Here is a 23376-nt window from a genome sequence, read left to right on the forward strand (position 1 = left end):
AGGTCGAGGATGCTGCCCGAGTGGCGGTTGGTCCACGAGAAGCCGACGCTGTTGCTGCCGGCCGGCACGCGGGTCAGCGCCATGCCGGTGCGCCAGGTGCTGGTGCCGGAGGGGCGGTAGCGCACGCTCACGACGCCGTTGAGGTTGTCGTCACCCGAGATCGCCCACTGCACGCTCAGGTTGTGGACGGTCGGGTAGGGCACCGAGACGGCCCCCGGCGTGGTGGCGTTGGTGCCGCCGCTCGTCGCCGCGACCGATTCGCGCTCGAGCCCGGCGGATTCCGCCGCGATGACGTTCACCAGCGGTTCGCGACCGCCCAGCACGGGGTCGTAGTTCGCATTGTCTTCCGCGACCACCTCGTCATTCGAATAGGAAGCGTCGTGCACGCTTTCCTGGCCGAGGTTTTCGCTGTTTTGTTCGAGGCCGGCATCAGAATAGGAATCCTCGCCGCCTCCACCGCAACCGGCCAAAACAGCGGCCAGAGCGCAGGCGGACAGGGCAAAAGGAAGATTCAGGGACTGATAAGGCCGAATGGAAAAACGCATTTGAAATCCAACGATTTTGGGTTGAAGGCCCCCGGTACGTGGTCCCGGTGACCGCAAGAAAAACCGGTTCGAATCGAAGCCGGCTTGCGAAGAACCCGAATTCTGTGGATCTCAACCCCCCAACCGTAAGAGAATGAAAGCGAATGGGGGGTTTTCCCTTGTGTAAGCCTTACACGTCGAGTTACATAACCGTAACCTCGACCCCGCAAAGCGAGAACTATTACCGCAGTGGAATGGCGCCGCTTTTCGCCGGGGAGCGAGAAAAGCGTGAACAATTACCGCAGGGGGAGAACGAAGCCCCGGTTCCCCAAGGTGATGGATTTCACGAAACGAGGCCGGGAAAGGGGGCGGGAGCAGAATGCGGCAGGAGAACCGGGGCGCGTTTCCGTGTCGTGCCGCCGTGCTGCGGGACTCGTGACCGGGGGCGCTCCCGGACGGCACAGTCGCCGGTCCCCGCCCGCTCCCGCCGGGGCCGCGCCCCGCGTCCCGAGTGCCCTCGCGCGCCGCCGAGGTGCTTCGAGGATCCTGTCGTCGCATCCGGACGAGCCGTGCGGGGAAGTGCGGCCCCGGCATGGCGGGCAGGCAGGCGGGCACAGCCCGGTTCCGGAGTCTGGGAGTGGGCGCACGGTGTGCCTCCCTGCGGCGGCAAGGGGACGGTGCGCCGATGCAAGGGGCGGCAGGGCGGTCGCCCACAAGTAACAGAACGCGTCAAGCTTGATCCCGATCAGAGATAATCCCTCTTGCACGTTGCAAGCGCAGGCGGATTTCTCCGCCTTCGCGCCAGCGCCCTCCACCGGGCCGCCTCCAGGGGGAGATCCCGCCCTCGGCCCGCCTTCTCGAGGCGAGGCGATGCGGGGGCACCGGCCGCGGCGCGCGACTCGACACAGGCAAAGAGGTCCCCAAGATGAATCCATTCCGGGCCGCCCGCATGCTGCGGGCGGCGGTCTTCTGCGTGGCGGCGGCACTGCTGGCCGTCCCCGCGACCGCACAGGTGCAGGGCGCGGGCGCCACCTTCCCGTCCAAGGTGTACGAGCGCTGGGCGCAGGCCTTCGCGAAGAGCGACAGGGGCACGAAGGTGAGCTACCGCCCGACCAACTCGGGCGACGGCATCCGCCAGATCAGCGCGCGCACGGTGCAGTTCGGCGGCACGGACACGCCCTTGCCGCCGGAGGAACTGGCGCAGCGCCGGCTGGTGCAGTTGCCGATGCTCGTCGGCGGCATCGTCCCGGTGGTGAACCTGCCCGGCATCGGCGACCAGCGCCTGCGGCTCGACGGCCCGGTGCTCGCCGACATCATGAGCGGGCGCATCGCGCGCTGGAACGAGGCGCCGATCGCCGCGCTCAACCCCGGCGTCGCGCTGCCGGCGCTGCCGATCCGGCGCATCGTGCGCGCCGACAAGTCCGGCACCACCGAGGGCTTCACGCGCTACCTCGCGCAGGTCTCGGCAAGCTTCCGGCAGCAGGTCGGGGCGGCCCAGGCGCCGAGCTGGCCCGGCGAGGTGGTCGCCGCCGAGGGCAACGACGGCATGGTGCGTGCGCTCAAGGCGCATTCCGGCTCGATCGCCTACGTGAGCTACGACCGCTCGGTGCAGGACCGGCTCTCCACGGTGCGCCTGCGCAATGCGGCGGGGCACTTCGTCGCCGCCTCCGAGACGGGCTTCCGCAGCGCGATCCTCGAGAGCGACCTGTACCGCCGCAACGACGACCGCGCCTCGCTGCTCGACCGCCCGGGCGGCGAGACCTGGCCGATCACGCTCGTGAGCTTTGTGCTGGTCGATGCGCTGCCGGCCTCCGCCGACGGCGCCGACGCGGCGCTGCGCTTCCTCTACTGGTGCTTCATGAACGGCGACCGCCTGACGCAGGGCACCGGCTTCGCGCCGCTGCCCACCAGCATGCAGTCGCAGCTCGCGACGCGCTTCGACGGCATCCGCACCCGCGAGGGTCAGCCGCTGAACTACCAGGTGTTCTGAGCCCGGGGCGGCCGCCTCAGGCGAGGCGCGCCATCAGCGCGTGCCCCATGTCGCGCAACTCGTCGCTGCCGCGGCGGAAGGCGAGCGAGAAGCGCTGGCCGGCGTAGATGCGGTCGTAGGCCAGGCGCGAGACATGCGCCTGCCAGCCCTGGGCGGCCATCAGCCGCGAGAAGCGCTCCAGCACCGCGAGATCGACCGGCACCGGCCGGTGCTCGCCGCAGGGATCGAGCGGCTCGATCACCAGCATCGTCGCCGCGCGGCACACCCGCAGCCGGCGCGGACCGGTGCTCGGCTGGATCTTGTTCGGGAGGGATTGCGGGGACATCGCGAAGCCTTTCTGACGATGCCGCCGGGGGGCGGCCTGCGTGGGCGGCAACGATAGGGCGATGAACCCGCGGCCGAGCCGCGGAAATGAGGCCGGGACCCGGCCCAATCCTCAACGGCGCGCCGCGGGCGTGCGGAAAGTCACCGAACAGCGCAGGCCCGGCGTCGGCGCGACCGCGTGCTGCCAGTCCCAGCGCGCCTCGCCGCACAGGATGTAGGCCGAGCGCGGCTCGAGCTCGAGCTTCAGCAGCGCGCCCTTCCTCCGCGACGGCACGGGCGGGTAGCGGCGAAAGCGCATCTCGCAGGCGCCCGCCAGCGACACGCCGACGATCGCCTCGAAGTCCGGCACGTCGCGGTGCCAGCCGAGCGGCGTGCCGGGGCGGTACTCGGCCACCAGCATGTTGGTGAAGGCCTCCGGCGCGACGCCGAGCCAGGCGGCGGCCTTCGCGCGCAGCGGCCGGAACGCCTCGGGCAGCGCGGCACCGGCCTGCAGCCGGTTCGTGTCGAAGTCGAACTCGCTGCCGAAGCTCGCGACGCGTCGCCGCGCGGTCCACTCCTTGTAGCGCGCCTCGCGCAGCCCGAGCGCGGCGATCGCCGCGAGCAGCGCCGCCTCCTCGGCCTCGTCGATGAAGTCGCGCCGGTAGGCAAAGCCCGGCGGCAGGGGCGCCGCCTCGGCGCCGAAGAGCTCAAGCTGTCCGTTCGGACCCGTCGGGTTCATCGTGCGGCCTTTCGTCGAAGCGCATGCGCAGCGCGATCTCGCGCAGCCAGCGCTGGCCCGGATCGTTGTGGAAGCGCCAGTACCAGTGCAGCCACACCGTGAAGGGCGGCAGGCCCAGGTCGGGCTCGACCACCTGCAGCGCATGGCGCCGGGCGAAGGTGCGCGCCGGGCGCAGCGGCATCACGACCGCGAGGTCGGTCGCCGCGAGGATCGAGGGCACCACCGCGAAATGCGGCAGCGTCAGCCGGATGCGCGACTCGAGCCCGAGCAGGTGCAGCGCGCGGGCCGGCTCGACGTGGCTGCTGACGAGGATGAAGTCGAGTTGCTGCAGCGCCTCGCGCCCCTGCAGCCGGCCGGCGAGCGGATGGCCCCGGCGCAGCAGCACCACGTAGCGCTCGTCGAGCAGCCGCGCGCGCTCGGTGCCGGTCACCTCGGGCAGGTAGCCGAAGGCGAGGTCGATGCGGCCGTCCTCGAGCGCCGGCACGATGGCCGCGGGATCGAGCGGCACCACCTCGACCCGCACCCCCGGCGCCTCGCGGCTCACCTCGCGCATCAACTGCGGCAGGAATTCGTCCGCGCCGATGTCGCTCATGTAGACCGCGAAGCGCCGCTGCGAGCGCGCCGGTTCGAACACGTCGGACTCGTGCAGCGCGACGTCCAGCACCTTCATCGCCGCCTCGACCTGGCGCGCAAAGTGGTCGGCCTTCGGCGTCGGCGCGACGCCGCCCGAGGCCCGCACGAAGAGCGGGTCGTGCAGCGACAGGCGCAGGCGCGTGAGTGCATGGCTCACCGCCGGCTGCGACAGGCCCAGGTTCTCGGCCGCGCGGCTGACGTTGCGCGCCGCGTAGACCGCCTGGAAGACATGCAGCAGGTTGAGGTCGAAGTCCTTGATATGCACGGCGCGAATCGTAGTCACTAAGCGCATTGCATGGACGAATGAAAACCCGGTGCCTACAGTCCATGCACAGCCACAGGAGACGAGGCCGCGCGGCATGCACCGTCCGGCCGGCAGCATCATGGAAGTCCAGTTCACCCAGGAAATCGCGCAGCTGCAGCTCGGCGCGGGCCAGACCTTCCACGGCGAGGGGATTCTCGCGATCACCAAGGCGCTGCTGCAGTCGGGCGTGGCCTATGTCGGCGGCTACCAGGGCGCGCCGGTTTCGCACCTGCTCGACGTGATGGTGCAGGCCAAGCCCTATCTCGACACGCTCGGTGTGCACGTGGAGGCCTGCTCGAACGAGGCCTCGGCCGCGGCGATGCTGGGCGCCTCGATCCACTACCCGCTGCGCGGCGCCGTCACCTGGAAGTCGATCGTCGGCACCAACGTCGCGGCCGACGCGCTCTCGAACCTCGCGTCGCCGGGCGTCACCGGCGGCGCGCTGATCGTCGTCGGCGAGGACTACGGCGAGGGCGCGAGCGTGATCCAGGAGCGCACGCACGCCTATGCGATGAAGTCCACGCTGCTGCTGCTCGATCCGCGGCCGGACCTCGCCAACATGGTGGACATGGTCGGGCACGCCTTCGCGATGTCGGAGGCCTCGAACATGCCGGCGATCATGGAGGTGCGCATCCGCGCCTGCCACGTGCGCGGCAAGTTCGAGTGCAAGGACAACGTCGCGCCGCGCGTCTCGACGCAGGCGCTGATCGAGGAGCCGGCCGGCTTCGACTACATGCGGCTCGCGCACCCGCCGGTGACCTTCCGCCACGAGAAGCTGAAGACCGAGCAGCGCATTCCGGCCGCGCAGCGCTACATCGCCGAGCACCGCCTCAACGAGCTCTTCGACGGTCCGCGCAGGAACGTCGGCCTGATCGTGCAGGGCGGGCTCTACAACGCGCTCGTGCGCGCGCTGCAGCAATTGGGCCTCGCCGACGCCTTCGGCGACAGCGAGATCCCGATCCTCGCGCTCAACGTCACCTTCCCGCTGGTGCCCGAGGAGGTCTCGCGCTTCTGCGTTGGAAAGGACGCGGTGCTGGTGCTCGAGGAAGGCAGCCCCGAGTACATCGAGAAGGACATCATCCAGGCGCTGCGCCGGCTCGACGTGCAGACCCCCGTGCACGGCAAGGACCTGCTGCCCGCCGCCGGGGAATACACCGTCGAGGCGATGGCCGGGGGGCTGCTGGAGTTCGTCGGCAAGTACCTGCCGCAGGTGGACCTCGGCGAGGCCCGCCGGTGGCTCGCGGGCAACGCGCAGCGGCGCGAGTCGGTCGCGAAGGACACCGGCGCGCTGCCGGCACGGCCGCCGGGCTTCTGCGTCGGCTGCCCCGAGCGCCCGGTGTTCTCCGCGCTGAAACTGGCGCAGCAGCAGGTCGGCCCGGTGCACGTCGCCGCCGACATCGGCTGCCATGCGCTCGCGACCTTCGAGCCCTTCTCGTCCGGCCACTCGATCCTCGGCTACGGCATGAGCCTCGCGAGCCGCGCGGGCGTGTCGCCGATGATGCAGCGCCGCACGCTCGCGATCATGGGCGACGGCGGCTTCTGGCACAACGGGCTGCTCACCGGCGTGCAGGCCGCGCTCTTCAACAGCGACGACGCGGTGCTGCTGATCATGAAGAACGGCTACACCTCGGCGACCGGCACGCAGGACATCATCTCCACGCCCGACGAGGAAGCGAAGGAAAGCGCCGCCGACAAGCACCAGAGCCTCGCGCACCAGAACCAGACCATCGAGGACACGCTGCGCGGCATGGGCGCGAAGTGGATGCGGACCGTGCACACCTACGAGGTGGACGCGATGCGCCGCACGGTGCAGGAGGCGCTCACGAGCGACTTCAACGGCCTCAAGATCATCATCGCCGAGGGCGAGTGCCAGCTCGAGCGCCAGCGCCGCATCAAGCCCTGGATCGCCGGCAAGTTGAAGCGCGGCGAGCGCGTGGTGCGCGTGAAGTACGGCGTCGACGAGGACGTGTGCACCGGCGACCACGCCTGCATCCGGCTCTCGGGCTGCCCGACGCTGACCCTCAAGGACAACCCCGACCCGCTGAAGGTCGACCCGGTCGCGACCGTCATCGACGGCTGCGTCGGCTGCGGGCTGTGCGGCGCCAACGCCCATGCCGCGACGCTGTGCCCCTCGTTCTACCGGGCCGAGGTCGTGAAGAACCCGGGCTGGGCCGAGCGATGGATGGCGCGGCTGCGCGAGGGCGTGACGCGCGCGCTGCGCCCGGCCTGACAAGGATTCCTGCAAGCAACGAGATTCCCGCGACGACGGGAATCCGCCCTCGATCCACCGAAGGAGACAGACGATGAAATTCAGGACCACCCGCCGCGCGCTGCTGGCGCTGGCCGCCTCGATGGCCGTCGCCGGCCCCGCCTTTGCCCAGGCCGACTGGCCGAGCAAGCCGATCAAGCTGGTCGTCAACTTCCCGCCCGGGGGAGCTGCCGACGTGATCGGCCGCGCGCTCGGCACCGCCTTGACCGAGCAGCTCGGCCAGCAGGTCGTGGTCGAGAACAAGCCCGGCGCCAACGGCAACCTCGGCGCCGAGGCGGTGGCCAAGGCGAGCGCCGACGGCCACACCTTCCTGATGAGCTCCGGGGGCGCCGTGACGGTCAACCCCTTCCTCTACACGAAGATGCCCTTCGACGCGGAGCGGGACCTGCAGCCGGTGGCGTCGGTGGCGCGCGTGCTGGTCTTCCTCGTCACGCACCCGTCGGTGCCGGTGAACAACGTGCAGGAGTTCGTCTCCTACGCGCGCGCCAACCCCGGCAAGCTCTCCTACGGCTCGGCCGGCACCGGCAGCTCGCCGCACATCGCGGGCGAGATGCTCAAGCGCCAGGCCGGCATCGACGCGATGCACGTGCCCTACCGCGGCATGGCGCCGGCGCTCACCGACCTGCTGGCCGGCCAGATCCAGTTCATGTTCGACTCGGGCCCGGGCCTGCGCCACGCCAGGGACGGCAAGCTCAAGGTGCTGGCCGTCGGCAGCCCGACGCGCTCGCCGCAGGTCGACGTGCCGACGCTTGCCGAGGCCGGCATGAAGGGCTTCGACGCGGACACGATCTTCGGCGTCTACGCGCCCGGCGGCACGCCGGCGGCGGTGGTGACGAAGCTGCACGCCGAGATCAACAAGGCGCTCGCGAACCCGAAGGTGGTCGAGGTGATGAAGGGCATCGGCAGCGAGCCCGCCTCGATGAGCCGCCAGCAGTTCGTCGAGCGCCAGAACCAGGACCGCGCCCGCTTCGGCGCCTTCATCCGCGAGGTCGGCCTGAAGGCCGATTGAGGATCACCCCATGAGCTCCAACCGCCCCCTGACGATCCTGGTGTGCGCGCTCGGCGGCGAGGGCGGCGGCGTGCTGTCCGAGTGGCTGTACGACACCGCCGTGCACAGCGGCCACAGCGCGCAGGCCACCTCCATCCCCGGCGTCGCGCAGCGCACCGGGGCGACCACCTACTACATCGAGGTGCACCCGCGCCCCGACCGCGAGCTCGGCGGCCGCCGCCCGGTCTTCAGCCTGAACCCGGTGCCGGGCGCGATCGACCTGCTGGTCTCCTCCGAGCTGCTGGAGACCGCGCGCCAGATCGGGCTGGGCATGGCCGGCGCCGACCGCACGGTAGTGGTGAGCTCCAGCGCGCGCACGCTGACCGTGGCCGAGAAGATGCAGCAGGCCGACGGCCGCATGGCGCAGGAAGCTCTGCTCGCCGCGGTGCAGCGCAACAGCCGCGAGGCCGAGGTGCTGGACATGGCGGCGATGGCGCGCCAGGCCGGCACCGTGATCAGCGCGGTGCTGTTCGGCGCCATCGCCGGCACCGGGCTGCTGCCATTCAGTCGCAGTGCCTACGAGGAGACGATCCGCCGCTCCGGCAAGGGCGTCGAGGCGAGCCTGCGCGGCTTTTCACTGGCCTACGACGCGGTGCAGGCGCGCCGCGCGCAGCAGCAGGTCGTGCAGCAGGCGGTGCAGCAGGCAATCGACGGCGCGGCCGCAGCCGCCGCACCGGCCAGGCCGCCGGTGCCGCTGCCCGACGCGGCACGCGCGCGCTTCCCGCAGCCGGCGCTGGAGCTCGTCGAGCTCGGCTGGGCGCGCCTGGCGGACTACCAGGACCGCAAGTATGCCGAGCTGTATCTCGAGCGCCTGCAGCGCGTGCTCGACGCCGAGAAGGCGAGCGATCCGTCGGGCGCGAACGGCCGGGCGGTGACGGCCGAAATGGCGCGCTGGCTCGCGCTGTGGATGGCCTTCGACGACATCGTGCGTGTGGCCGAGCTGAAGCTGCGCGACAGCCGCGCGGCACGCGTGCGGCGCGAGGTGGCCGCGGCGCCGGACGAGATCGTGCGCGTCTACGACCACTTCAAGCCCGGCGTGCCGGAGTTCGCGGCGCTGCTGCCCGAGGGCCTGGCTCGCGCCTTGAGCGCCTGGGACGAGCGCCGCCGCAGGCAGGGCCGCGAGCCCTGGGCACTGCCGCTGAAGATCGGCACGCACTCGGTGCGCGGCGCCCTCGCGCTGCGCTTCGTCGCGGGGCTGAAGGGCCAGCGCAGGCGCGGCAGCCGTTTTCAGTTGGAGCAGTCGCTGATCGAGCGCTGGCTCGCCTGCGTCGTGCGCGGCACCCGCGAGCACTGGGCGCTCGGGCACGAGCTCGCGCAGTGCGGACGGCTGATCAAGGGCTACGGCAGCACCAACGAGCGCGGCAAGGAGAACCTGCTGCACGTCGTCGACCACCTCTCGGGCGGCGAGCGCCCCGACACGCCCGCGGCGCAGCGCGTGCAGGCCGTGCAGGCCGCGCGCAAGGCCGCACTCGCCGACGATGCCGGCCGCGCGCTCGACCAGGTGATGGTCGCGCACGGCGCGCCGCCGCGACCGCTCAGGGCCCAGCCGATCCGCTTCTACAAGCGCAGGCCCGGCGACAATGCGCCGTCGCCGCGCACCGCGCAGCCGGCCCCGGCCGCCGCGCGCGCCGGCGCCCCGGAACACCAGCCCGCCACCGCCCGATGAACGCACCCGAGTCCCTTCCCCGCAGCCCGGCCGCCGAGGCCGAGCCCGCCGCACCGGCCGACAGCGACGCGCTCCACAAGGTCGCCGTCGAGTTCGGCGACTGCGACCCCGCCGGCATCGTCTACTTCCCGAACTTCTACCGCTGGATGGACGCGGCGAGCCGCCACTACTTCGTGCACCGGGGCGTGCCGGCGTGGCGCGAGACGGAAAGGCGCTGGGGCGTGATCGGCACGCCGATCGTCGACGCGCAGACGCGCTTCCTGCGCCCGGCGAGCTACGGCGACCGGCTCGCGATCGAGACCGAGGTGATCGAGTGGCGCGGCAAGAGCTTCGTGCAGCGCCACCGCATCTGGTGCGACGGAAAGCTGCTGGTCGAGGGCACCGAGGTGCGCGTGTTCGCGGCGCACCGCGAGGGCGGCGGCATCCGCGCGGTCGAGGCGCCGGAGATCCGCGCGCTCTGCGAGGGCTGAGCGGCCTGGCGGGCCCTCACTCGCGTCCGAGCGCCGCGGCCACCGCATCGGCCAGCGCCGCGAGCTCGGCGCGCGGGATGTCGGTGTCGATCGTCCAGGCGTGCGCCCGCTCGTCCTCGCCCAGCGGCTCGTGCACGCGCAACTGCAGGTCCAGCACGCTTTCGCCCGCGTCCGACGGGTCCTCGCCGGCGGCCGAGCGCTCGCGCAGCCGGGTGCGCAGCACCTCGTGCGACGCGCGGCACTCGACGAGCGCGAAGCGCGCGCCGAGCCCGGCGGCGAGCGCTCGCATCGCGTCGCGCTCGCCGCGGCGCAGGAAGGCGGCATCGATCACCACCGGCGTGCCGCCTTCGAGCAGCGTGCGCGCCAGCGCCTCCAGCTCGGCATAGGTGCGCCGCGTCGCGTCGGGCCCGTAGAGCGCGCTGCCCACGGCCGGCCGCTCGGTCGGCGCCATGCCGAACAGGCGCTTCCTCTCGACGTCCGAGCGCAGCCGCACCGCGCCGAGCGCCTCCAGCAGGCCCTGCGCGACACTGCTCTTGCCGCTGCCCGAGAGCCCGCAGGTCAGCACCAGGCGCCGCGGGCGCGGCCGCGCGAGCGTCTCGGCGAGCGCGAGCCGGGACTGGAAGGCGGCGAGCTGCCGCAGGCCTTCCCCCGATTCCGGCGCGAGCTGGCCCGCGCGCAGCAGCGCGACCTTCGCGCGCACCAGCGCCCGGTACACCGAGAAGAAGGGCAGCAGCGCCAGCGCCCCGCGGTCGCCCGTGGCCTCGCTCCAGCCGCTGACGAAACGCCAGGCCAGACGCGGCAGGCCGTGGGCCATCAGGTCCATGAAGGGAAAGGCCGCATCGCTCGCGACGTCGATGTGGCGCAGCTCCGGGTCGAACTCGATCGCGTCGAAGGGCAGCGGCTCGCCGTCGATCAGGACCAGGTTGGCGAGGTGCAGGTCGCCGTGGCACTCGCGCACGCGGCCCTCGCTCAGCCGCTGCGCCAGCCGCTGCGCGATGCGCTCGAACTCCGCGCGCGTCCACTGCTCGAGCGCCGCGAGGCGCGCGGCCTGCGCGGGCGCCTCGTCGGCGAGCTCGCGCAGGTTGTCGAGCGCCCAGCGCAGCACGCCCTGCGGCGCGCCGAAGCCCGGCGGCGACGGCGCCAGGCCGGCGTGGAAGGCCGCGACGCGCTGCGCGAGCCGGTCCGCCAGCGCCGCCGTCAGCCGGCCCTGCCGGGCGAGCTCCGACAGCAGCGCGCCGCCGTCGAAGCGGCGCATGCGCAGCGCCCAGTCCAGGGCCGTGCGGTCCTCGGCAGGCGTCTCGCCGAAGCGCGGCTGCTGCGGCGTGCCGACCACCGGCCGCACGTCCAGGTAGAGCCCCGGCGCGGTGCGGCGGTTCAGGCGCAGCTCCTCCTCGCAGAAATGGCGCCGCCGCTGCAGCGTCGAGAAGTCGGCGAAGCCGGTGGCGAGCGGCTTCTTCAGCTTCCAGGCGCTGTCGGCGGCGAGCAGCACGGTCGACAGGTGGGTGTGCAGCACCTGCACCGGCGCGCCGCCGGGCGCGGCGGCGAGCGCGCGGCGCAGGCCGTCGACGAGCCTCAGGTGGTCTTGCAGCGGGTCCATCGGCGCGCATCGTCGCACGGGCGCGCGGCCGCCGCAGCCGGGCGACCCTGCCGGCACGCAGGTCGTGTCGGCGCCGCTACAGTGCGGGCTGCCGACGCTCTCCCCTTGCGAGTCCCGCCTTGCCCACGCTGCACACCCGCCCCCTCGCCCCGCCGATCGCCGCCGAGGCGCCTGCCGTGCCCGCCGCGCCCGGGGGCCGGCCGCGCGACCCGCAGCGCCACCCGGTCGAGGTGCGGCCGAGCGCGATCGACGGCCTCGGCGCCTTCGCGCTGGCGCCGATCCCGGCGCGGGCCAAGATCGGCGAGGTGCGCGGCGAGCCGGTCTCGATCGCCGAGGCCGAGCGCCGCGCGCGTGCCGCCGAGCGCGCCACCGGCCGCATCATGATGATCGCGGTGTCGCAGCGCCGCGCGATCGACGCGACGCATTCGCAGGACCCGCTGCGCTACGCCAACCACTCCTGCGCGCCGAACGTGGTGCTCAGGACCGAGCAGGGGCGCGCCGCCTTCTACGCGCTGCGCGACATCGACGCGGGCGAGGAGCTCACGCTGCGCTACGGCGAGACGCACCACGCCGGACGGCTCGCCTGCCGCTGCGGCGCGCCGCGCTGCGCCGGGCGGCTGTAGGCCTCTTCAGGCGCCGGCCTCCGGCCTGCACGCGGCGCCCGGCGCCATCGGCCGCTCGCGCGGCGGCCCGTGCAGCACGCGCCAGCGCATCGCCTCCACCGCCGGCGGCAGCACGCGGCGCCGGCGCAGCGCCCAGGGCAGGCCCGGCAGCGCGGCGCGCAGCACCGTGCCGAGGAGACCCTGCGCTCGGGCCTCGCGCAGCACGCGGCGCGTCTCGAACAAGGCCCTCCGCCACGGCAGCCGCAGCCATGCGATCCACAGCGTGTTGCGCGCCATCAGCAGCCGGCGCCCGCGCGAGTCGCGCACGCTCGACGGATGGTGGTGCACGACGAGCCCGGGCACGTAGACGATCTGCCAGCCGGCGGCCAGCAGGTCCAGCCCCAGCAGCCGCTCCTCGCAGCCGAGGAAGAGCCGCGGCTCGTAGCCCCCTGCCGCCGAGAAGGCCGCGGTGCGCATCACCACCGCGCCGGCCATGAAGCCGATCAGCGCCGGGCCGGGAAGGCCCGCGGCCGGCAGCGGGCTCGTCGCCATCACCTCGCAGGTCGGGTCCTCGCGCCCCTCGGGGCCGACCAGCACGCGCGCATTCAGCGCGCCGATGCGCGGGTGCGCGTCGAGCAGGTCGGCCGCGCGCGCGAGCGAGCCCGGCGCCCACCAGGTGTCGTCGTCGCAGAAGGCGACATAGTGGGTGCGGACCCGCGCGACACCGGCGTTGCGCCCCGCCGCGCCCAGGTTGCCGCCGGTGTCCACCACCGTGACCTGCGGGAACTCGCGCGCGACGCGCGCGGCGGTGCCGTCGCGCGAGGCGTTGTCGGCGACGACGATCGCCGGCCGCTCGGGCAGCCGGGCGAGCTCGACGAGCGTGCGCAGCAGCTCGCCGACGCGCTCGTGCGTCAGCACCACCACCGTGATGCGCTCATCGGGCGTCATCGCCTTGTCCCTCCTCGTCGAGGCCGAGCCGCCAGTAGCGCTCCGGCGCCTCCAGGTCGGCCGGCACCGCGGGGCCGAAGGCGCGCAACTGACTCGCGTAGTGCGCCAGCGCGCGGCGCTTCGCCTGCGGCGGGCCGCTGCGCAGCGGGAACGCGGGTGTGGCGACGATGCCGGCGCCGGCGAGCGCGACGAGACGGCGCTGCAGCCGGCCCGGGATGCGGCGGTAGAGCGCGTCCTCGACCGCGAGCCACAGCCGCCCGGGGGCGGCGCGCAGCAGCCGCAGCCCGGCCTCGTGCACGCGCTCGTGGTCCGAGTGGAACAGGCCCATCGGCAGCACCACCGCGTCCGGGCGGGCCGCGTCGATTTCCGCGCCCAGTGCGTCGGCGAGCGCCGCGACGCAAGGCCGCTGCGGCGCCGCGTACTGGTCGTCGACGAAGCCGAGCCAACGCGGCGCGGCCCCCAGCACCTCGAGCGCCGCGCGGTCCTCGGCGCGTCGCGCCGGCATCGCCTCGTCGCTGCTGCCGAAGCCGCAGCGCCGGTCCCAGTCGGCAAGCGGCAGCCCGGGCGGGGGATCGCCCGCGAACACCGTGACGACGACGCTGCCCGGGTGCGCGGCGAGCAGCTCGCCGCAGCCGAACACCGCGTCGTCGAGATGCGGCGAGACCACCAGCAGGCGTTCGAGCGGCGGCAGCGCGGGCATGCGGTCGGCGGGGCGGCGGCGGCTCAGGGCAGGCGCTGGCGCGGCACGCGGAACTCGTGCGTGTCGCCGTGCGACAGGTACTTCACCTTCTGCTCGAGGCCCGCGGCCCGCACCGCCTTCCTGAAGTCCTCCAGCGGCGACATGAACACCGCGTAGTCGTTGTAGTGGATCGGGATCGCGGTGGCCGGGTCGATCATGCGCAGCGCCTGCACGCCCTGCTCGGCGTCCATCGTCACCAGCACGCCGAAGACGCGCGTGCCGCCGAGGTGCAGCAGCGCCAGGTCGATGCCGGGATGGCGCCGCGGGATCTCGCGGAGCTCGTCGATCGCCAGCGTGTCGCCGCTGATGTACATGCGCCAGAGCTGCCGGCCGGCGCGGTCGTGGAACTCCAGCAGGCTGCCCATTACGTCGGGCAGCGCGAGCCGCGCGCCGGTGGGGCCGTGGCGGCCGGGCATCGCGCTGATGCGCAGCCGCGCGTCGCCGCGGCGCAGCTCGACCGACTGCCAGGTGTCGAGCGCCTGCACCGCGGTGAAGCCGCGCTCGCGCAGCTGGCGCGCCGCATGGTCAGTCGTGACGATGCGCGTGTCGCGCGGCAGCTTCTCCTCGACGATCTGGTCGAAGTGGTCGCCGTGGTAGTGCGACAGCAGCACCAGGTCGACCGGCGGCAACTGCTCGAACTTCATCGCCGGGTCGGTCAGCCGCGGCGACTTCAGCCCGTAGCCGAGGTGGGCGTGGTCGCCCTTGTGCAGGAAGTTCGGGTCGGTGAGGATCGTGAAGCCGGCATAGCGCAGGATCACCGTGGCGGTACCGACGAAGTAGACGGAGCCGCTTTCCAGCACCGGCGCCTTGTCCGGTGCCGGCAGGTTCCAGACATGCACCGGCTCAGGCGGCGCCGGCGCCTGCGCGGGCACCGGCGGCGGCAGCTGCGCCGAGGGCCACTGCGCCACGGCCGCGCCCGGCAGGCCGAGCGCCACCGCCAGCCCCCAGGCCGCCAGTCTCCGTCCCCACCGCGCTCCTGCTTGCATCATGGCCCCCGTCAAGCACCGTTCCCTCCGGCAGCGGCAAGGCGGGTTCCCGGCCTCTTCCGCGGCCCGGGGGTAGGCACACTCTTTGCTCTACCCCCTGTCCGGAGGCCGGCCGCGCCTTCGATCGAAGAATGGAACACCCGCCTCGACGGGACAAGACACATCAACATCCAACAACGTGCCGGCGGTCACCGCCGCGCTTCCGGGAGGAACCGAATGCCGAATCAGGCCCTGAACCAGTTGGGCGAATTGCTGGCCACCCAGCAGGATCGCATCCTGAGCGAGTGGCTGCGCGACCAGAACGCACTGATGTCACGCAGGGGCGCGCTGTCGCAATCGCAGAATCGGCAGGAATCGGAAGAATTTTTTACCGCCTTGCGCTCCGCCTTGCAGCGTGCGCACGGCGACGATCTCGCCACGCCCGAGTGGGACGAGGTGCGGCACGTGATGGCCGCGCTGTCGTCGACGCGCGCGCGCCAGGGCTTCACGCCGTCGGAGACGGCGACCTTCGTCTTCTCGCTGAAGCAGGCGGTGTTCGGCGCGCTGCGCGAGGCACTTGCCGGCGACGCGGCGCTGCTGGCCGAGCGCACCTGGCTCGTGAGCACGCTGCTCGACCGCATCGGCCTGCACACGATCGAGGTCTTCCAGCAAAGCCGCGAGGAAGTGATCGCGCGACAGCAGCAGGAGCTGCTCGAGCTCTCGACGCCGGTGGTGCAGCTGTGGGAGAACGTGATCGCGCTGCCGCTGATCGGCACGCTCGACAGCGCCCGCACGCAGGTGGTGATGGAGAACCTGCTGCAGAAGATCGTCGAGACCGGCTCGTCGATCGCGATCATCGACATCACCGGCGTGCCCACTGTCGACACGCTGGTCGCGCAGCACCTGCTCAAGACCGTGGCGGCGGCGCGCCTGATGGGGGCGGACTGCATCATCAGCGGCATCCGGCCGCAGATCGCGCAGACCATCGTGCACCTCGGTGTCGATTTGTCGGAGGTGACCACCAAGGCCACGCTCGCCGACGCCTTCATCGTTGCGCTCAAGCGCAGCGGCTCCTCGCTAGAACTGAACGCAGCACGCAAAGCCGCCTGACGCGATGGACCGAATACCCATTCTGAAGATGGGGCGCTTCCTGCTCGTGACGGTGCAGGTGGACATGTACGACCGCCTCGCGCTCACGCTGCAGGACGACCTGACCACGCGCATCGTGCGCGACCGCGCGCGTGGCGTGCTCATCGACATCTCCTCGCTCGACGTGGTGGACTCCTTCATCGGCCGCATGATCGGCAACATCGCCGCGATGTCGCGGGTGCTGGACGCGCAGACGGTGGTGGTCGGCATGCAGCCGGCGGTGGCGATCACGCTGGTCGAGCTGGGGCTGACGCTCGAGGGCGTGCGCACCGCGCTCAACGTGGAGCGAGGCATGGCGCTGCTGCAGTCGGCTCTCGACTGAAGGCGCGGCATGGCACTCCACAATGCGGCGCCCGTCACCGTGCCCCTCAACTCTCAGGACGACGTCGTGCGGCTGCGCCAGGTGGTGCGCGACCTCGCGCTCGCGCAGGGGCTGTCGCTGGTCGACCAGACCAAGCTCATCACCGCCGCGAGCGAGCTGGCGCGCAACACCGTGATCTACGGCGGCGGCGGCAGCGCGGAGGTCGTGGCGGTGCGCGAGGGCCTGCGCAGCGGCGTGCAGCTCACGCTGCGCGACGAGGGCCCCGGCATCGCCGACATCGAGCTCGCGCTCAAGGACGGCTACACCACCGGCAACGGCCTGGGGCTGGGCCTGAGCGGCGCGCGGCGCCTCTCCGACCTCTTCGACATCGACTCGGCGCCCGGACGCGGCACCCGCGTGAGCATCACCAAATGGAAGCGCTGACATGAGCTGCTCGATGCGCCTGCTGCTCAACGACGCCTCGCAGGTGGCCGCGGCGCGGCGCAGCGTCGGCGAGCTCGCGCACAGCCTCGGCTACGACGAGCGCGACGCCGGGCGCGTCGCGCTCGTGCTCACCGAGGCGGCGACCAACGTGCTCAAGCATGCCGGCCACGGCGAGCTGCTGGTGCGCGTGCTGCACGAGCCCGAGCAGCCGGCCGGCGCGATCGAGATCGTCGCGCTCGACCGCGGCCCCGGCTTCGACTGGGCGCGCGCCTCGCCCGACGGCTACTCCACTGCCGGCACGCTCGGCGGCGGGCTCGGCGCGATGCACCGCGTCGCCGACGCCTGCGACGTCTACTCGAGCCCCGGGGCGGGCACCGCGCTGCGGCTGCTGGTGCAGCGTGCCGGCGCGCCGGCCGCCGCCCGGCATGAGTTCGAGTGGGGCGCGGTGTGCGTGCCCTACCCGGGCGAGCTGGTCAGCGGCGACGGCTGGGCGGTCGCCACGGCCGGCGACGAGCTGCTCGCGATGGTCGCCGACGGCCTCGGCCACGGCCCGCAGGCGCACGACGCGTCGACGGCGGCGACGAATTGCGTCGGCCTGCAGCCGCAGCCGCCCAAGGCCTGCCTGGAGCAGGTGCACGCCGCGCTGCGCCTCACGCGCGGCGCGGCGGTGGCCTGCGCCCGGCTGCTGCCCGCGAGCGGCCGGGTGGAGTTCGCCGGCATCGGTAACGTTTCGTCGCTGGTGCTGCCACCGCAGGGCGGCGGGCGGCAGATGGTCTCGCTCAACGGCATCGTCGGCCACAACGTGCGGCGCATCCAGCACTTCGACTACGAATGGCAGGAGCCGGCGCTGCTGCTGATGCACTCCGACGGGCTCGGCACGCACTGGTCGCTCGACCGCTACCCGGGCCTGTCGGTGCGGCACCCGACGCTCGTCGCCGCGGTGCTCTACCGGGACTTCTGGCGCCAGCGCGACGACGTGACGGTGTTGGCGGTGCGGCGCCGTGCCGCGGGAGGCGCCCGATGAGCCGGCTGCTGCACGCGCTGCCGCTGCACAGCGAGACCGACGTGGTGCTCGCGCGCCAGCGCGCGCGCGAGATCAGCGCCGCGCTCGGGCTTTCCGGGCAGGATCCGGTGCGCGTGGCGACCACCGTGTCCGAGCTCGCGCGCAACGCGCTGCACCATGCCGGCGGCGGGCGCATCGAGTTCACGCTCGAGGAGGAGTCGATGCCGCCGGCGCTGCGCATCGACATCCGCGACGAAGGGCCAGGCATCCCGGGCCTGCCCGAGCTGCTCGCCGGCCGCCGCCCGGACGGCGGCGGTGGCGCCGGCCTCGGGCTGCAGGCCGCGATGCGGCTGATGGACGACTGCCGCATCGAGTCGGTGCCGGGCCAGGGCACGACGGTGCGGCTGCGCAAGACGCTGCCGTCCGCGCCGCGCCCGGGCGAGGCGGCGTGGAGCCTGCCGCAGGCGCCGGCCGCGGCCTACGAGGAGCTCTCGCGCCAGAACCGCGAGCTGCTCGCGGCGCTGGCCGCGCTGCGCGAGCGCCAGCAGGAGCTCGCGCGCATGACGCGCGAGCTCGAGGACACCAACCGCGGCGTCGTCGCGCTCTATGCCGAGCTGGAGGAGAACGCCGACCGGCTGCGCCGCGCCGACGAGATGAAGTCGCGCTTCCTGTCCAACGTCAGCCACGAGTTCCGCACGCCGCTGAGCTCGATCCACGCGCTCACGCAGCTGCTGCTGTCGCGCATCGACGGCGAGCTGTCGCCCGAGCAGGAGCACCAGGTGCGGCTGATCGCGCGCGCCTCGGCCGACCTGTCCGAGATGGTCAACGACCTGCTCGACATCGCGAAGATCGAGGCCGGCAAGGTGGCGCTGCGCCCGAGCGTGTTCACGCTCGCCGATCTCTTCGGCGCGCTGCGCGGCACGCTGCGACCGCTGCGCGTGCACCCGCATGTCGAGCTGGTGTTCGACGACGCGTCGATGCTGCCGCCGCTGCACAGCGACGAGGGCAAGGTATCGCAGGTCCTGCGCAACCTGATCTCGAACGCGCTGAAGTTCACGCGCGAGGGCGAGGTGCGCGTGTCGGCGCGGCAGCAGGCCGGCACGGGGCTCGTCGAGTTGCGCGTGGCCGACACCGGCATCGGCATCGCGCCCGACCACCTCGAGCTGATCTTCGAGGAGTTCGCGCAGATCGAGAACGAGCTGCAGCGGCACGTGCGCGGCACCGGCCTCGGCCTGCCGCTGTGCCGGCGGCTCGCCGCGCTGCTTGGCGGGCGCATCGACGTCGAGAGCCGGCTCGGCAGCGGCTCGGTGTTCATCTTTACGCTGCCGATGCAGCTGTCGCCGCCCGCCGCCGTAGCGGCGGGGCCGTCCGAGGGAGGTTCCGCATGACGCCGCCGAAGAGCGCTGCCGGCGCACTGATCCTGAACGTCGACGACAACGACGCCGCGCGCTACGTGAAGACGCGCGTGCTGACGCTGGCGGGTTTCCGCGTCGTGGAGGCGCGCACCGGCCAGGAGGCGCTCGAGCTCACGCGCAGCGAGGCGCCGGAGCTGGTGCTGCTGGACGTGAAGCTGCCCGACATCAACGGGCTCGAGGTCTGCCGCCGGCTCAAGGAAGATCCCGCGACGGCGACCGTGATCGTGCTGCAGACCTCGGCCTCGCTGGTCGACAGCGCGCACCGCGTGCGCGCGCTCGACGCCGGCGCCGACAGCTACCTGGTCGAGCCGATCGACGCCGAGGAGCTCGTGGCCAACGTCAAGGCGCTGCTGCGCATGCGCCGCGCCGAGGAGGCGCACCGGCGCGCCGAGGGGGCGCTGCGCGCGAGCGAGGAGCGCTTCCGCCAGCTCGCGCAGAGCGTGAGCGACGTGTTCTGGGTGCTGAGCCCGGCCGAGGCCGGCTTCGAGTACGTCAGCCCCGCCTACGAGCGGCTGTGGGGGCGCAGCGCCGAGCCGCTGCAGCGCGACTGGCAGGAGTGGTTCGCCGCGATCCACCCGGAGGACCGCGCCCGCGTGCGCGAGGGCTTCGCGCGGCTGTTCGAGAGCGGCGTCTACGAGGAGGAGTACCGCATCGTCGGGCCCGACGGCCAGGCGCGCTGGATCGCGGAGCGGGGCTTCCCGATCCGCGACGCGCAGGCCGCGACGCACCGCTTCGCCGGCATCTCGCAGGACGTCACCTCGCGCAAGCAGGCCGAGCTGCTGCTGCTGGAGGCGGATCGCCACAAGGACGAGTTCCTCGCGATGCTCGCGCACGAGCTGCGCAACCCGCTCGGGCCGATCCGCAGCGCGGTCGACCTGCTGGCGCGCCGCGGCGAGCGCGACGCACTCGACAGCCGCGCGATCTCGATCATCGGCCGCCAGGCCGACCACCTCGCGCGCCTCGTCGACGACCTGCTCGACATCTCGCGCATCAGCCACGGCAAGATCAACCTGCGCGTCGAGCCGGTCGAGCTGCGCGCGGTGCTGCAGGCGGCGCTGGAGACGACGCGCGAGTTCACCGAGTCGCGCGGCCACCAGGTCACGCTCGCGCTGCCCGGCGAGCCGATCTGGGTGCGCGGCGACGCGGTGCGGCTGTCGCAGGTGTTCAGCAACCTGTTCAACAACGCGGCGAAGTACACGCCCGAAGGCGGCGAGATCGGGCTGTACGTCGAGCCGGCGGAGCACGGCGTGCGGGTGCGCGTGGTCGACAACGGCTGCGGCATCCGCGCCGAGCTGCTGCCGCGCATCTTCGGCCTGTTCACGCAGGGCGAGCGCACGCTCGACCGCTCGCAGGGCGGCCTGGGCATCGGGCTGTCGCTGGTGCGCCGCCTCGTCGAGTTGCACGGCGGCACGGTGCAGGCCGCGAGCGCCGGGCCCGGCCAGGGCGCGGAGTTCAGCGTCGTGCTGCCGGTGACCGAGGCGCCGCAGCCGCAGGGTGCGGCGACCGCGGAGGCCGCCGCGTCCGCCGCGCGCCGCGTGCTGGTGGTCGACGACAACACCGATGCCGCCGAGGCGATCGGCCTGCTGCTGCGGCTGCACGACCACGAGGTGCGGGTCTGCGGCGACGGCGCCGAGGCGCTCGCCGCGGCGCCGGTCTTCGCGCCCGACGTAGTGCTGCTCGACGTCGGCCTGCCCGGCATGAACGGGTACGAGGTGGCGCGCGCGCTGCGTCGCACCCCGCAGGGGCGCGGCGCGATCCTGGTCGCTCTGACCGGCTACGGCAGCGAGAGCGACCGTGTGCAGGCGCAGGAGGCGGGCTTCGACCACCATCTGGTCAAGCCCGCCGACGTGGAGCAGCTGCTGGCGATCATCGGCGCGGGCCGGGCGCCGGCTTGAAGTGGTCGGCTGCGGCCGCTAGGCCGGCCTGCGGAGCTGGTCGAGCAGTACCTTGAGGGACACCGGTTTCGTCAGGTGCGCGTCAATGCCGGCTTCGCGGCTGCGCTGGCGGTCCACTGGCTGCCCGTAGCCGGTGACCGCCAGGATGCGCGGCGGGTTCTCCGGGAAACGGGCGCGGATGAGGCCGGCCAGCTCATAGCCGTTGATGACGGGCAGGCCGATGTCGACGATGACGAGACTGGGAACCAGCGACTCGCAGGCGGCCAGGGCGTCCGGCGGCGAATAACGGACGTGCACCTCGTGGCCGCAGGTTTCCAGCAGTTTGGCCAGGACGTCCGCGGCATCCCGGTTGTCGTCAATGATGAGCACGCATTCCGGGGCGCCGGCACCCGTCGCCCCAGGAAACGGCGCCAATTCCGATGCAGCCGCGAGCGCTTCGTTTTCCGCCATGGGCAGAACGACGGTGAAAGTGCTGCCTGTGCCCGGGCCGGCGCTTTCGGCCCTCACCGTGCCACCGTGCATATTCACCAGCGACCTGACGACGGCCAGCCCGACCCCGAGTCCGCCGCGGGAGCGGTCGATGGACACCGCGCCCTGCTCGAACAGGTCGAACACGTGGGGCAGCAAATCGGCCGCGATGCCCGTGCCGGTGTCGGTGATTTGCAGCACCGCCTTGTCCGATTCCCGGTGCGCGGACACCGTGATATTTCCTCCGGGGTCCGTGTATTTGGCCGCATTGATCAGCAAGTTGGACACGCTCTGCGCGAGGCGCAGGGAATCGCCCCTGACGCGCAGGCCGGAGACCGGGACATCGAGGCGCAGGCGGTGGCGGCGCTGCTCGATCAAGGGCTGCGCCGCTTCCTGCGCGGCAAGGACGACGGCATGGATCTCCAGGATTTCCTGCCGCAGCTCGATCTTTCCCGCCGTGAGGCGCGTCACGTCGAGCAGGTCGTCCACCAGCCCCTTGAGATGGTTGACCTGTCTTTCGATGATGGTCTGTTCCCGCGTCAGCCGGCCGCCGGCCGCCGGCCTTGAGCTTGATGAGGTCCAGGGCATTGACGATGGGCGCCAGCGGGTTGCGCAGTTCATGGCCCAGCATGGCCAGGAACTCGTCCTTGGCGCGCAGGGCCCTTTCGCGCTCGTACGTCAGTCGCGCGGAGCGCAGCCCGCTGGCGGCCAAGCTGGCCGCCGACCTCAGGAGAACGAGCTCCGTCGCCTTCGGGAAATCAGGGCGCGAGGATGCCACCGTGATGCGGCCCTGGTGCCCGTAGAAGCCGAGCGAGAAGCGCGCGACGCGCAAGGAGCCCGCCGGCGTGTCCTCCTCGCTGACTGCCAGCTCGTGCCGCTCCTGGAGCGGTGTGCCGAGGAAAGACTGCCAGTCGGCCGCGCGGCAGAGGTCCACCGGCTTGCCGCCGGCATACAGGAAGCTCAGCGGCTCCTTGTGTGCCACGAAGCTCGTCGTCACGCAGCAGGCGTCGAGCGAGAGCGTCTCGACCAGCATCTCCGCCAGCAACCGCGCGGTGGCCTGGGGTTCCCTGCTGCTCCAGAGCGCGGGCAGGCCCAGCAGGCCGACCAGGTCGCGCAGGCAGGTTCGCAAATCCGCCGAGCCATCGCCCCCAGGCAGGGAAGGCGTCATGCCGGGCGTGAGTATTACGCCGCCTCGGCGACCGCAGTCGCCTGCGGGCTGGCCAGCCTCCGTGCCCGCAGTTCCTGGACGAGTTGCTCCGGCGGGGTATAGAAGGGGTTTTCGTGGATCACGTTGCCGATCAGCGTCAGCGGATGGGAACGCAGGATGTCCATCATCAGCGCGCCGGAGATCTTCGACATGTCGTACACGCAGATGGCGAGCTGCCTGCTGCGGGAGAGCACCTCGTTCACGCGCGACTCGAACTCCATGACCTCGTCGGTGCCGGGACAGCCCTTGAGCGTCCATCCCATGTTGGCCCAGAGGCGCACCTTGGGAAATCCAGCGGCGCGGCCGGCTTCCAGAACACTGTCGATGGCGCCGACCATGCGGTCCTGGTTGAATGTCCCGTCCGACAGGTAGACGTCATCCCAGGACAGGACATCGAGCTGCCCGCACGAATGGCAGCCATGGCTGTCGATGCCATGCTCCTTCAATTGCTGGAGGTGTTCCTGGATTCTTGCCGGATCGACGATATGAATCGCCTTTTCCCCGTTTTCCAGCCCGTCCTTCGAAAAGGGAGCCAGTATTTCGTATTCCTCTTGGCGGCTGTCGAAGAATGCGCACACATGGTTGTACGGGGTGACGTCTTTGCCTGCGAGGGTGATCGGTTTCATGGCGGCGGGGCAGGGAGCAAAAGGGCATGCTAGCACTCGCTACCGCCCGGATGAGCCGCTGCGCGGCAGTG

The 23376-nt window shown here is 72.2% G+C and carries 21 protein-coding genes and 1 pseudogene; 12 read left to right on the forward strand and 10 right to left on the reverse strand.

Annotated elements, in window-relative coordinates; translation table 11 throughout:
* A pseudogene (locus D3A59_RS17730) lies at nt 1-386 on the reverse strand (hypothetical protein); the annotation flags it as partial.
* 1063 nt (nt 387-1449) lie between these two features.
* Between D3A59_RS17730 and pstS the strand changes: the two are divergent.
* Entirely contained in the window at nt 1450-2514 is a 1065-nt protein-coding gene (gene pstS / locus D3A59_RS17735) for a phosphate ABC transporter substrate-binding protein PstS (protein ID WP_119156663.1), read from the forward strand.
* Nucleotides 2515-2530: 16 nt separating this feature from the next.
* Here the strand turns inward: pstS and D3A59_RS17740 are convergent, their stop codons facing one another.
* The 3 genes from D3A59_RS17740 to D3A59_RS17750 form a co-directional block, all read right to left on the reverse strand.
* Nucleotides 2531-2839 carry a hypothetical protein gene (locus D3A59_RS17740; protein WP_119156664.1) on the reverse strand — a complete coding sequence of 103 codons (309 nt, stop codon included), beginning with the start codon at nt 2837-2839 and terminating at the stop codon, nt 2531-2533.
* Between the two features lie 111 nt (nt 2840-2950).
* The gene (locus D3A59_RS17745) at nt 2951-3556 is read right to left on the reverse strand and encodes an alpha-ketoglutarate-dependent dioxygenase AlkB (protein WP_119156665.1); all 606 of its coding nucleotides are present in this window, start codon (nt 3554-3556) and stop codon (nt 2951-2953) included.
* Complete coding sequence (locus D3A59_RS17750) at nt 3525-4454, reverse strand: LysR family transcriptional regulator (protein WP_240636108.1); 930 nt, start codon at nt 4452-4454, stop codon at nt 3525-3527. Before D3A59_RS17750 ends, D3A59_RS17745 begins: the two co-directional genes overlap by 32 nt.
* 118 nt (nt 4455-4572) lie before the next feature.
* Between D3A59_RS17750 and D3A59_RS17755 the strand changes: the two genes are divergently transcribed.
* The 4 genes from D3A59_RS17755 (at nt 4573) to D3A59_RS17770 (ending at nt 9946) form a co-directional block, all read left to right on the forward strand.
* Complete coding sequence (locus tag D3A59_RS17755; RefSeq protein ID WP_119156712.1) at nt 4573-6723, forward strand: thiamine pyrophosphate-dependent enzyme; 2151 nt, start codon at nt 4573-4575, stop codon at nt 6721-6723.
* 73 nt (nt 6724-6796) lie between these two features.
* On the forward strand, nt 6797-7771 hold the full coding sequence (locus D3A59_RS17760; protein WP_119156666.1) for a Bug family tripartite tricarboxylate transporter substrate binding protein: 975 nt from the start codon (nt 6797-6799) through the stop codon (nt 7769-7771).
* A gap of 10 nt (nt 7772-7781) precedes the next feature.
* Entirely contained in the window at nt 7782-9476 is a 1695-nt protein-coding gene (locus tag D3A59_RS17765) for an indolepyruvate oxidoreductase subunit beta family protein (protein WP_119156667.1), read from the forward strand.
* Nucleotides 9473-9946 carry an acyl-CoA thioesterase gene (locus D3A59_RS17770; protein WP_119156668.1) on the forward strand — a complete coding sequence of 158 codons (474 nt, stop codon included), beginning with the start codon at nt 9473-9475 and terminating at the stop codon, nt 9944-9946. Before D3A59_RS17765 ends, D3A59_RS17770 begins: the two co-directional genes overlap by 4 nt.
* A gap of 16 nt (nt 9947-9962) precedes the next feature.
* On the opposite strand, the gene D3A59_RS17775 is transcribed toward D3A59_RS17770, so the two are convergent.
* On the reverse strand, nt 9963-11543 hold the full coding sequence (locus D3A59_RS17775) for a bifunctional aminoglycoside phosphotransferase/ATP-binding protein (RefSeq protein WP_119156669.1): 1581 nt from the start codon (nt 11541-11543) through the stop codon (nt 9963-9965).
* A gap of 119 nt (nt 11544-11662) precedes the next feature.
* On the opposite strand from D3A59_RS17775, the gene D3A59_RS17780 reads away from it, so the two are divergent.
* Nucleotides 11663-12166 carry an SET domain-containing protein gene (locus D3A59_RS17780; protein ID WP_240636109.1) on the forward strand — a complete coding sequence of 168 codons (504 nt, stop codon included), beginning with the start codon at nt 11663-11665 and terminating at the stop codon, nt 12164-12166.
* Nucleotides 12167-12172: 6 nt separating this feature from the next.
* Here D3A59_RS17780 and D3A59_RS17785 read toward each other — a convergent pair whose 3' ends face one another.
* Genes D3A59_RS17785 through D3A59_RS17795 form a run of 3 tightly spaced genes read right to left on the reverse strand, consistent with a single transcriptional unit; the run spans nt 12173 to nt 14821 of the window.
* A complete protein-coding gene (locus D3A59_RS17785; RefSeq protein ID WP_119156670.1) occupies nt 12173-13093 on the reverse strand; it encodes a glycosyltransferase family 2 protein in 921 nt (306 codons plus the stop codon).
* Nucleotides 13080-13793: a PIG-L deacetylase family protein gene (locus tag D3A59_RS17790; protein ID WP_119156671.1), complete on the reverse strand. Its 714-nt coding sequence runs from the start codon at nt 13791-13793 to the stop codon at nt 13080-13082. The genes D3A59_RS17785 and D3A59_RS17790 overlap by 14 nt, the downstream gene beginning before the upstream one ends.
* A 23-nt stretch (nt 13794-13816) precedes the next feature.
* The gene (locus D3A59_RS17795) at nt 13817-14821 is read right to left on the reverse strand and encodes an MBL fold metallo-hydrolase (protein ID WP_240636110.1); all 1005 of its coding nucleotides are present in this window, start codon (nt 14819-14821) and stop codon (nt 13817-13819) included.
* 213 nt (nt 14822-15034) lie between these two features.
* Here D3A59_RS17795 and D3A59_RS17800 point away from each other — a divergent pair, with 213 nt between their 5' ends.
* The 6 genes from D3A59_RS17800 to D3A59_RS17825 are packed head-to-tail and all read left to right on the forward strand — an operon-like array spanning nt 15035 to nt 21004.
* Entirely contained in the window at nt 15035-15907 is an 873-nt protein-coding gene (locus tag D3A59_RS17800) for an STAS domain-containing protein (RefSeq protein ID WP_119156672.1), read from the forward strand.
* Nucleotides 15908-15911: 4 nt separating this feature from the next.
* Nucleotides 15912-16268 carry an STAS domain-containing protein gene (locus D3A59_RS17805; RefSeq protein WP_119156673.1) on the forward strand — a complete coding sequence of 119 codons (357 nt, stop codon included), beginning with the start codon at nt 15912-15914 and terminating at the stop codon, nt 16266-16268.
* A gap of 9 nt (nt 16269-16277) precedes the next feature.
* Nucleotides 16278-16691 carry an anti-sigma regulatory factor gene (locus D3A59_RS17810; protein WP_119156674.1) on the forward strand — a complete coding sequence of 138 codons (414 nt, stop codon included), beginning with the start codon at nt 16278-16280 and terminating at the stop codon, nt 16689-16691.
* 1 nt (nt 16692) lies between these two features.
* Nucleotides 16693-17715, forward strand: coding sequence for an ATP-binding protein (locus tag D3A59_RS17815; protein WP_119156675.1), 1023 nt, complete (start codon nt 16693-16695; stop codon nt 17713-17715).
* Nucleotides 17712-19082, forward strand: coding sequence for an ATP-binding protein (locus D3A59_RS17820; protein ID WP_119156676.1), 1371 nt, complete (start codon nt 17712-17714; stop codon nt 19080-19082). Before D3A59_RS17815 ends, D3A59_RS17820 begins: the two co-directional genes overlap by 4 nt.
* A complete protein-coding gene (locus tag D3A59_RS17825) occupies nt 19079-21004 on the forward strand; it encodes a hybrid sensor histidine kinase/response regulator (protein WP_119156677.1) in 1926 nt (641 codons plus the stop codon). Before D3A59_RS17820 ends, D3A59_RS17825 begins: the two co-directional genes overlap by 4 nt.
* Before the next feature lie 18 nt (nt 21005-21022).
* Here D3A59_RS17825 and D3A59_RS17830 read toward each other — a convergent pair whose 3' ends face one another.
* On the reverse strand, nt 21023-22060 hold the full coding sequence (locus tag D3A59_RS17830) for a hybrid sensor histidine kinase/response regulator (RefSeq protein ID WP_170162360.1): 1038 nt from the start codon (nt 22058-22060) through the stop codon (nt 21023-21025).
* Nucleotides 22061-22654: 594 nt separating this feature from the next.
* On the reverse strand, nt 22655-23305 hold the full coding sequence (locus D3A59_RS17835) for an MEDS domain-containing protein (RefSeq protein WP_119156679.1): 651 nt from the start codon (nt 23303-23305) through the stop codon (nt 22655-22657).
* Nucleotides 23306-23376 lie beyond the last annotated feature (71 nt).

The sequence above is a fragment of the Caldimonas tepidiphila genome, from assembly GCF_003569765.1.
Classification (GTDB): domain Bacteria; phylum Pseudomonadota; class Gammaproteobacteria; order Burkholderiales; family Burkholderiaceae_C; genus Caldimonas; species Caldimonas tepidiphila.

Bases quoted from the DNA above. Each gene is read 5' to 3' on its own strand.
- D3A59_RS17755 (WP_119156712.1), top strand. From the start codon at position 4,573: ATGGAAGTCCAGTTCACCCAGGAAATCGCGCAGCTGCAGCTCGGCGCG.
- D3A59_RS17775 (WP_119156669.1), bottom strand. From the start codon at position 11,543: ATGGACCCGCTGCAAGACCACCTGAGGCTCGTCGACGGCCTGCGCCGC.
- D3A59_RS17820 (WP_119156676.1), top strand. From the start codon at position 17,712: ATGAGCCGGCTGCTGCACGCGCTGCCGCTGCACAGCGAGACCGACGTG.
- D3A59_RS17810 (WP_119156674.1), top strand. From the start codon at position 16,278: ATGGCACTCCACAATGCGGCGCCCGTCACCGTGCCCCTCAACTCTCAG.
- D3A59_RS17805 (WP_119156673.1), top strand. From the start codon at position 15,912: ATGGACCGAATACCCATTCTGAAGATGGGGCGCTTCCTGCTCGTGACG.
- D3A59_RS17770 (WP_119156668.1), top strand. From the start codon at position 9,473: ATGAACGCACCCGAGTCCCTTCCCCGCAGCCCGGCCGCCGAGGCCGAG.
- D3A59_RS17825 (WP_119156677.1), top strand. From the start codon at position 19,079: ATGACGCCGCCGAAGAGCGCTGCCGGCGCACTGATCCTGAACGTCGAC.
- pstS (WP_119156663.1), top strand. From the start codon at position 1,450: ATGAATCCATTCCGGGCCGCCCGCATGCTGCGGGCGGCGGTCTTCTGC.
- D3A59_RS17815 (WP_119156675.1), top strand. From the start codon at position 16,693: ATGAGCTGCTCGATGCGCCTGCTGCTCAACGACGCCTCGCAGGTGGCC.
- D3A59_RS17765 (WP_119156667.1), top strand. From the start codon at position 7,782: ATGAGCTCCAACCGCCCCCTGACGATCCTGGTGTGCGCGCTCGGCGGC.
- D3A59_RS17785 (WP_119156670.1), bottom strand. From the start codon at position 13,093: ATGACGCCCGATGAGCGCATCACGGTGGTGGTGCTGACGCACGAGCGC.
- D3A59_RS17740 (WP_119156664.1), bottom strand. From the start codon at position 2,839: ATGTCCCCGCAATCCCTCCCGAACAAGATCCAGCCGAGCACCGGTCCG.
- D3A59_RS17835 (WP_119156679.1), bottom strand. From the start codon at position 23,305: ATGAAACCGATCACCCTCGCAGGCAAAGACGTCACCCCGTACAACCAT.
- D3A59_RS17830 (WP_170162360.1), bottom strand. From the start codon at position 22,060: ATGCCCTGGACCTCATCAAGCTCAAGGCCGGCGGCCGGCGGCCGGCTG.
- D3A59_RS17760 (WP_119156666.1), top strand. From the start codon at position 6,797: ATGAAATTCAGGACCACCCGCCGCGCGCTGCTGGCGCTGGCCGCCTCG.
- D3A59_RS17745 (WP_119156665.1), bottom strand. From the start codon at position 3,556: ATGAACCCGACGGGTCCGAACGGACAGCTTGAGCTCTTCGGCGCCGAG.
- D3A59_RS17800 (WP_119156672.1), top strand. From the start codon at position 15,035: ATGCCGAATCAGGCCCTGAACCAGTTGGGCGAATTGCTGGCCACCCAG.
- D3A59_RS17795 (WP_240636110.1), bottom strand. From the start codon at position 14,821: ATGATGCAAGCAGGAGCGCGGTGGGGACGGAGACTGGCGGCCTGGGGG.
- D3A59_RS17790 (WP_119156671.1), bottom strand. From the start codon at position 13,793: ATGCCCGCGCTGCCGCCGCTCGAACGCCTGCTGGTGGTCTCGCCGCAT.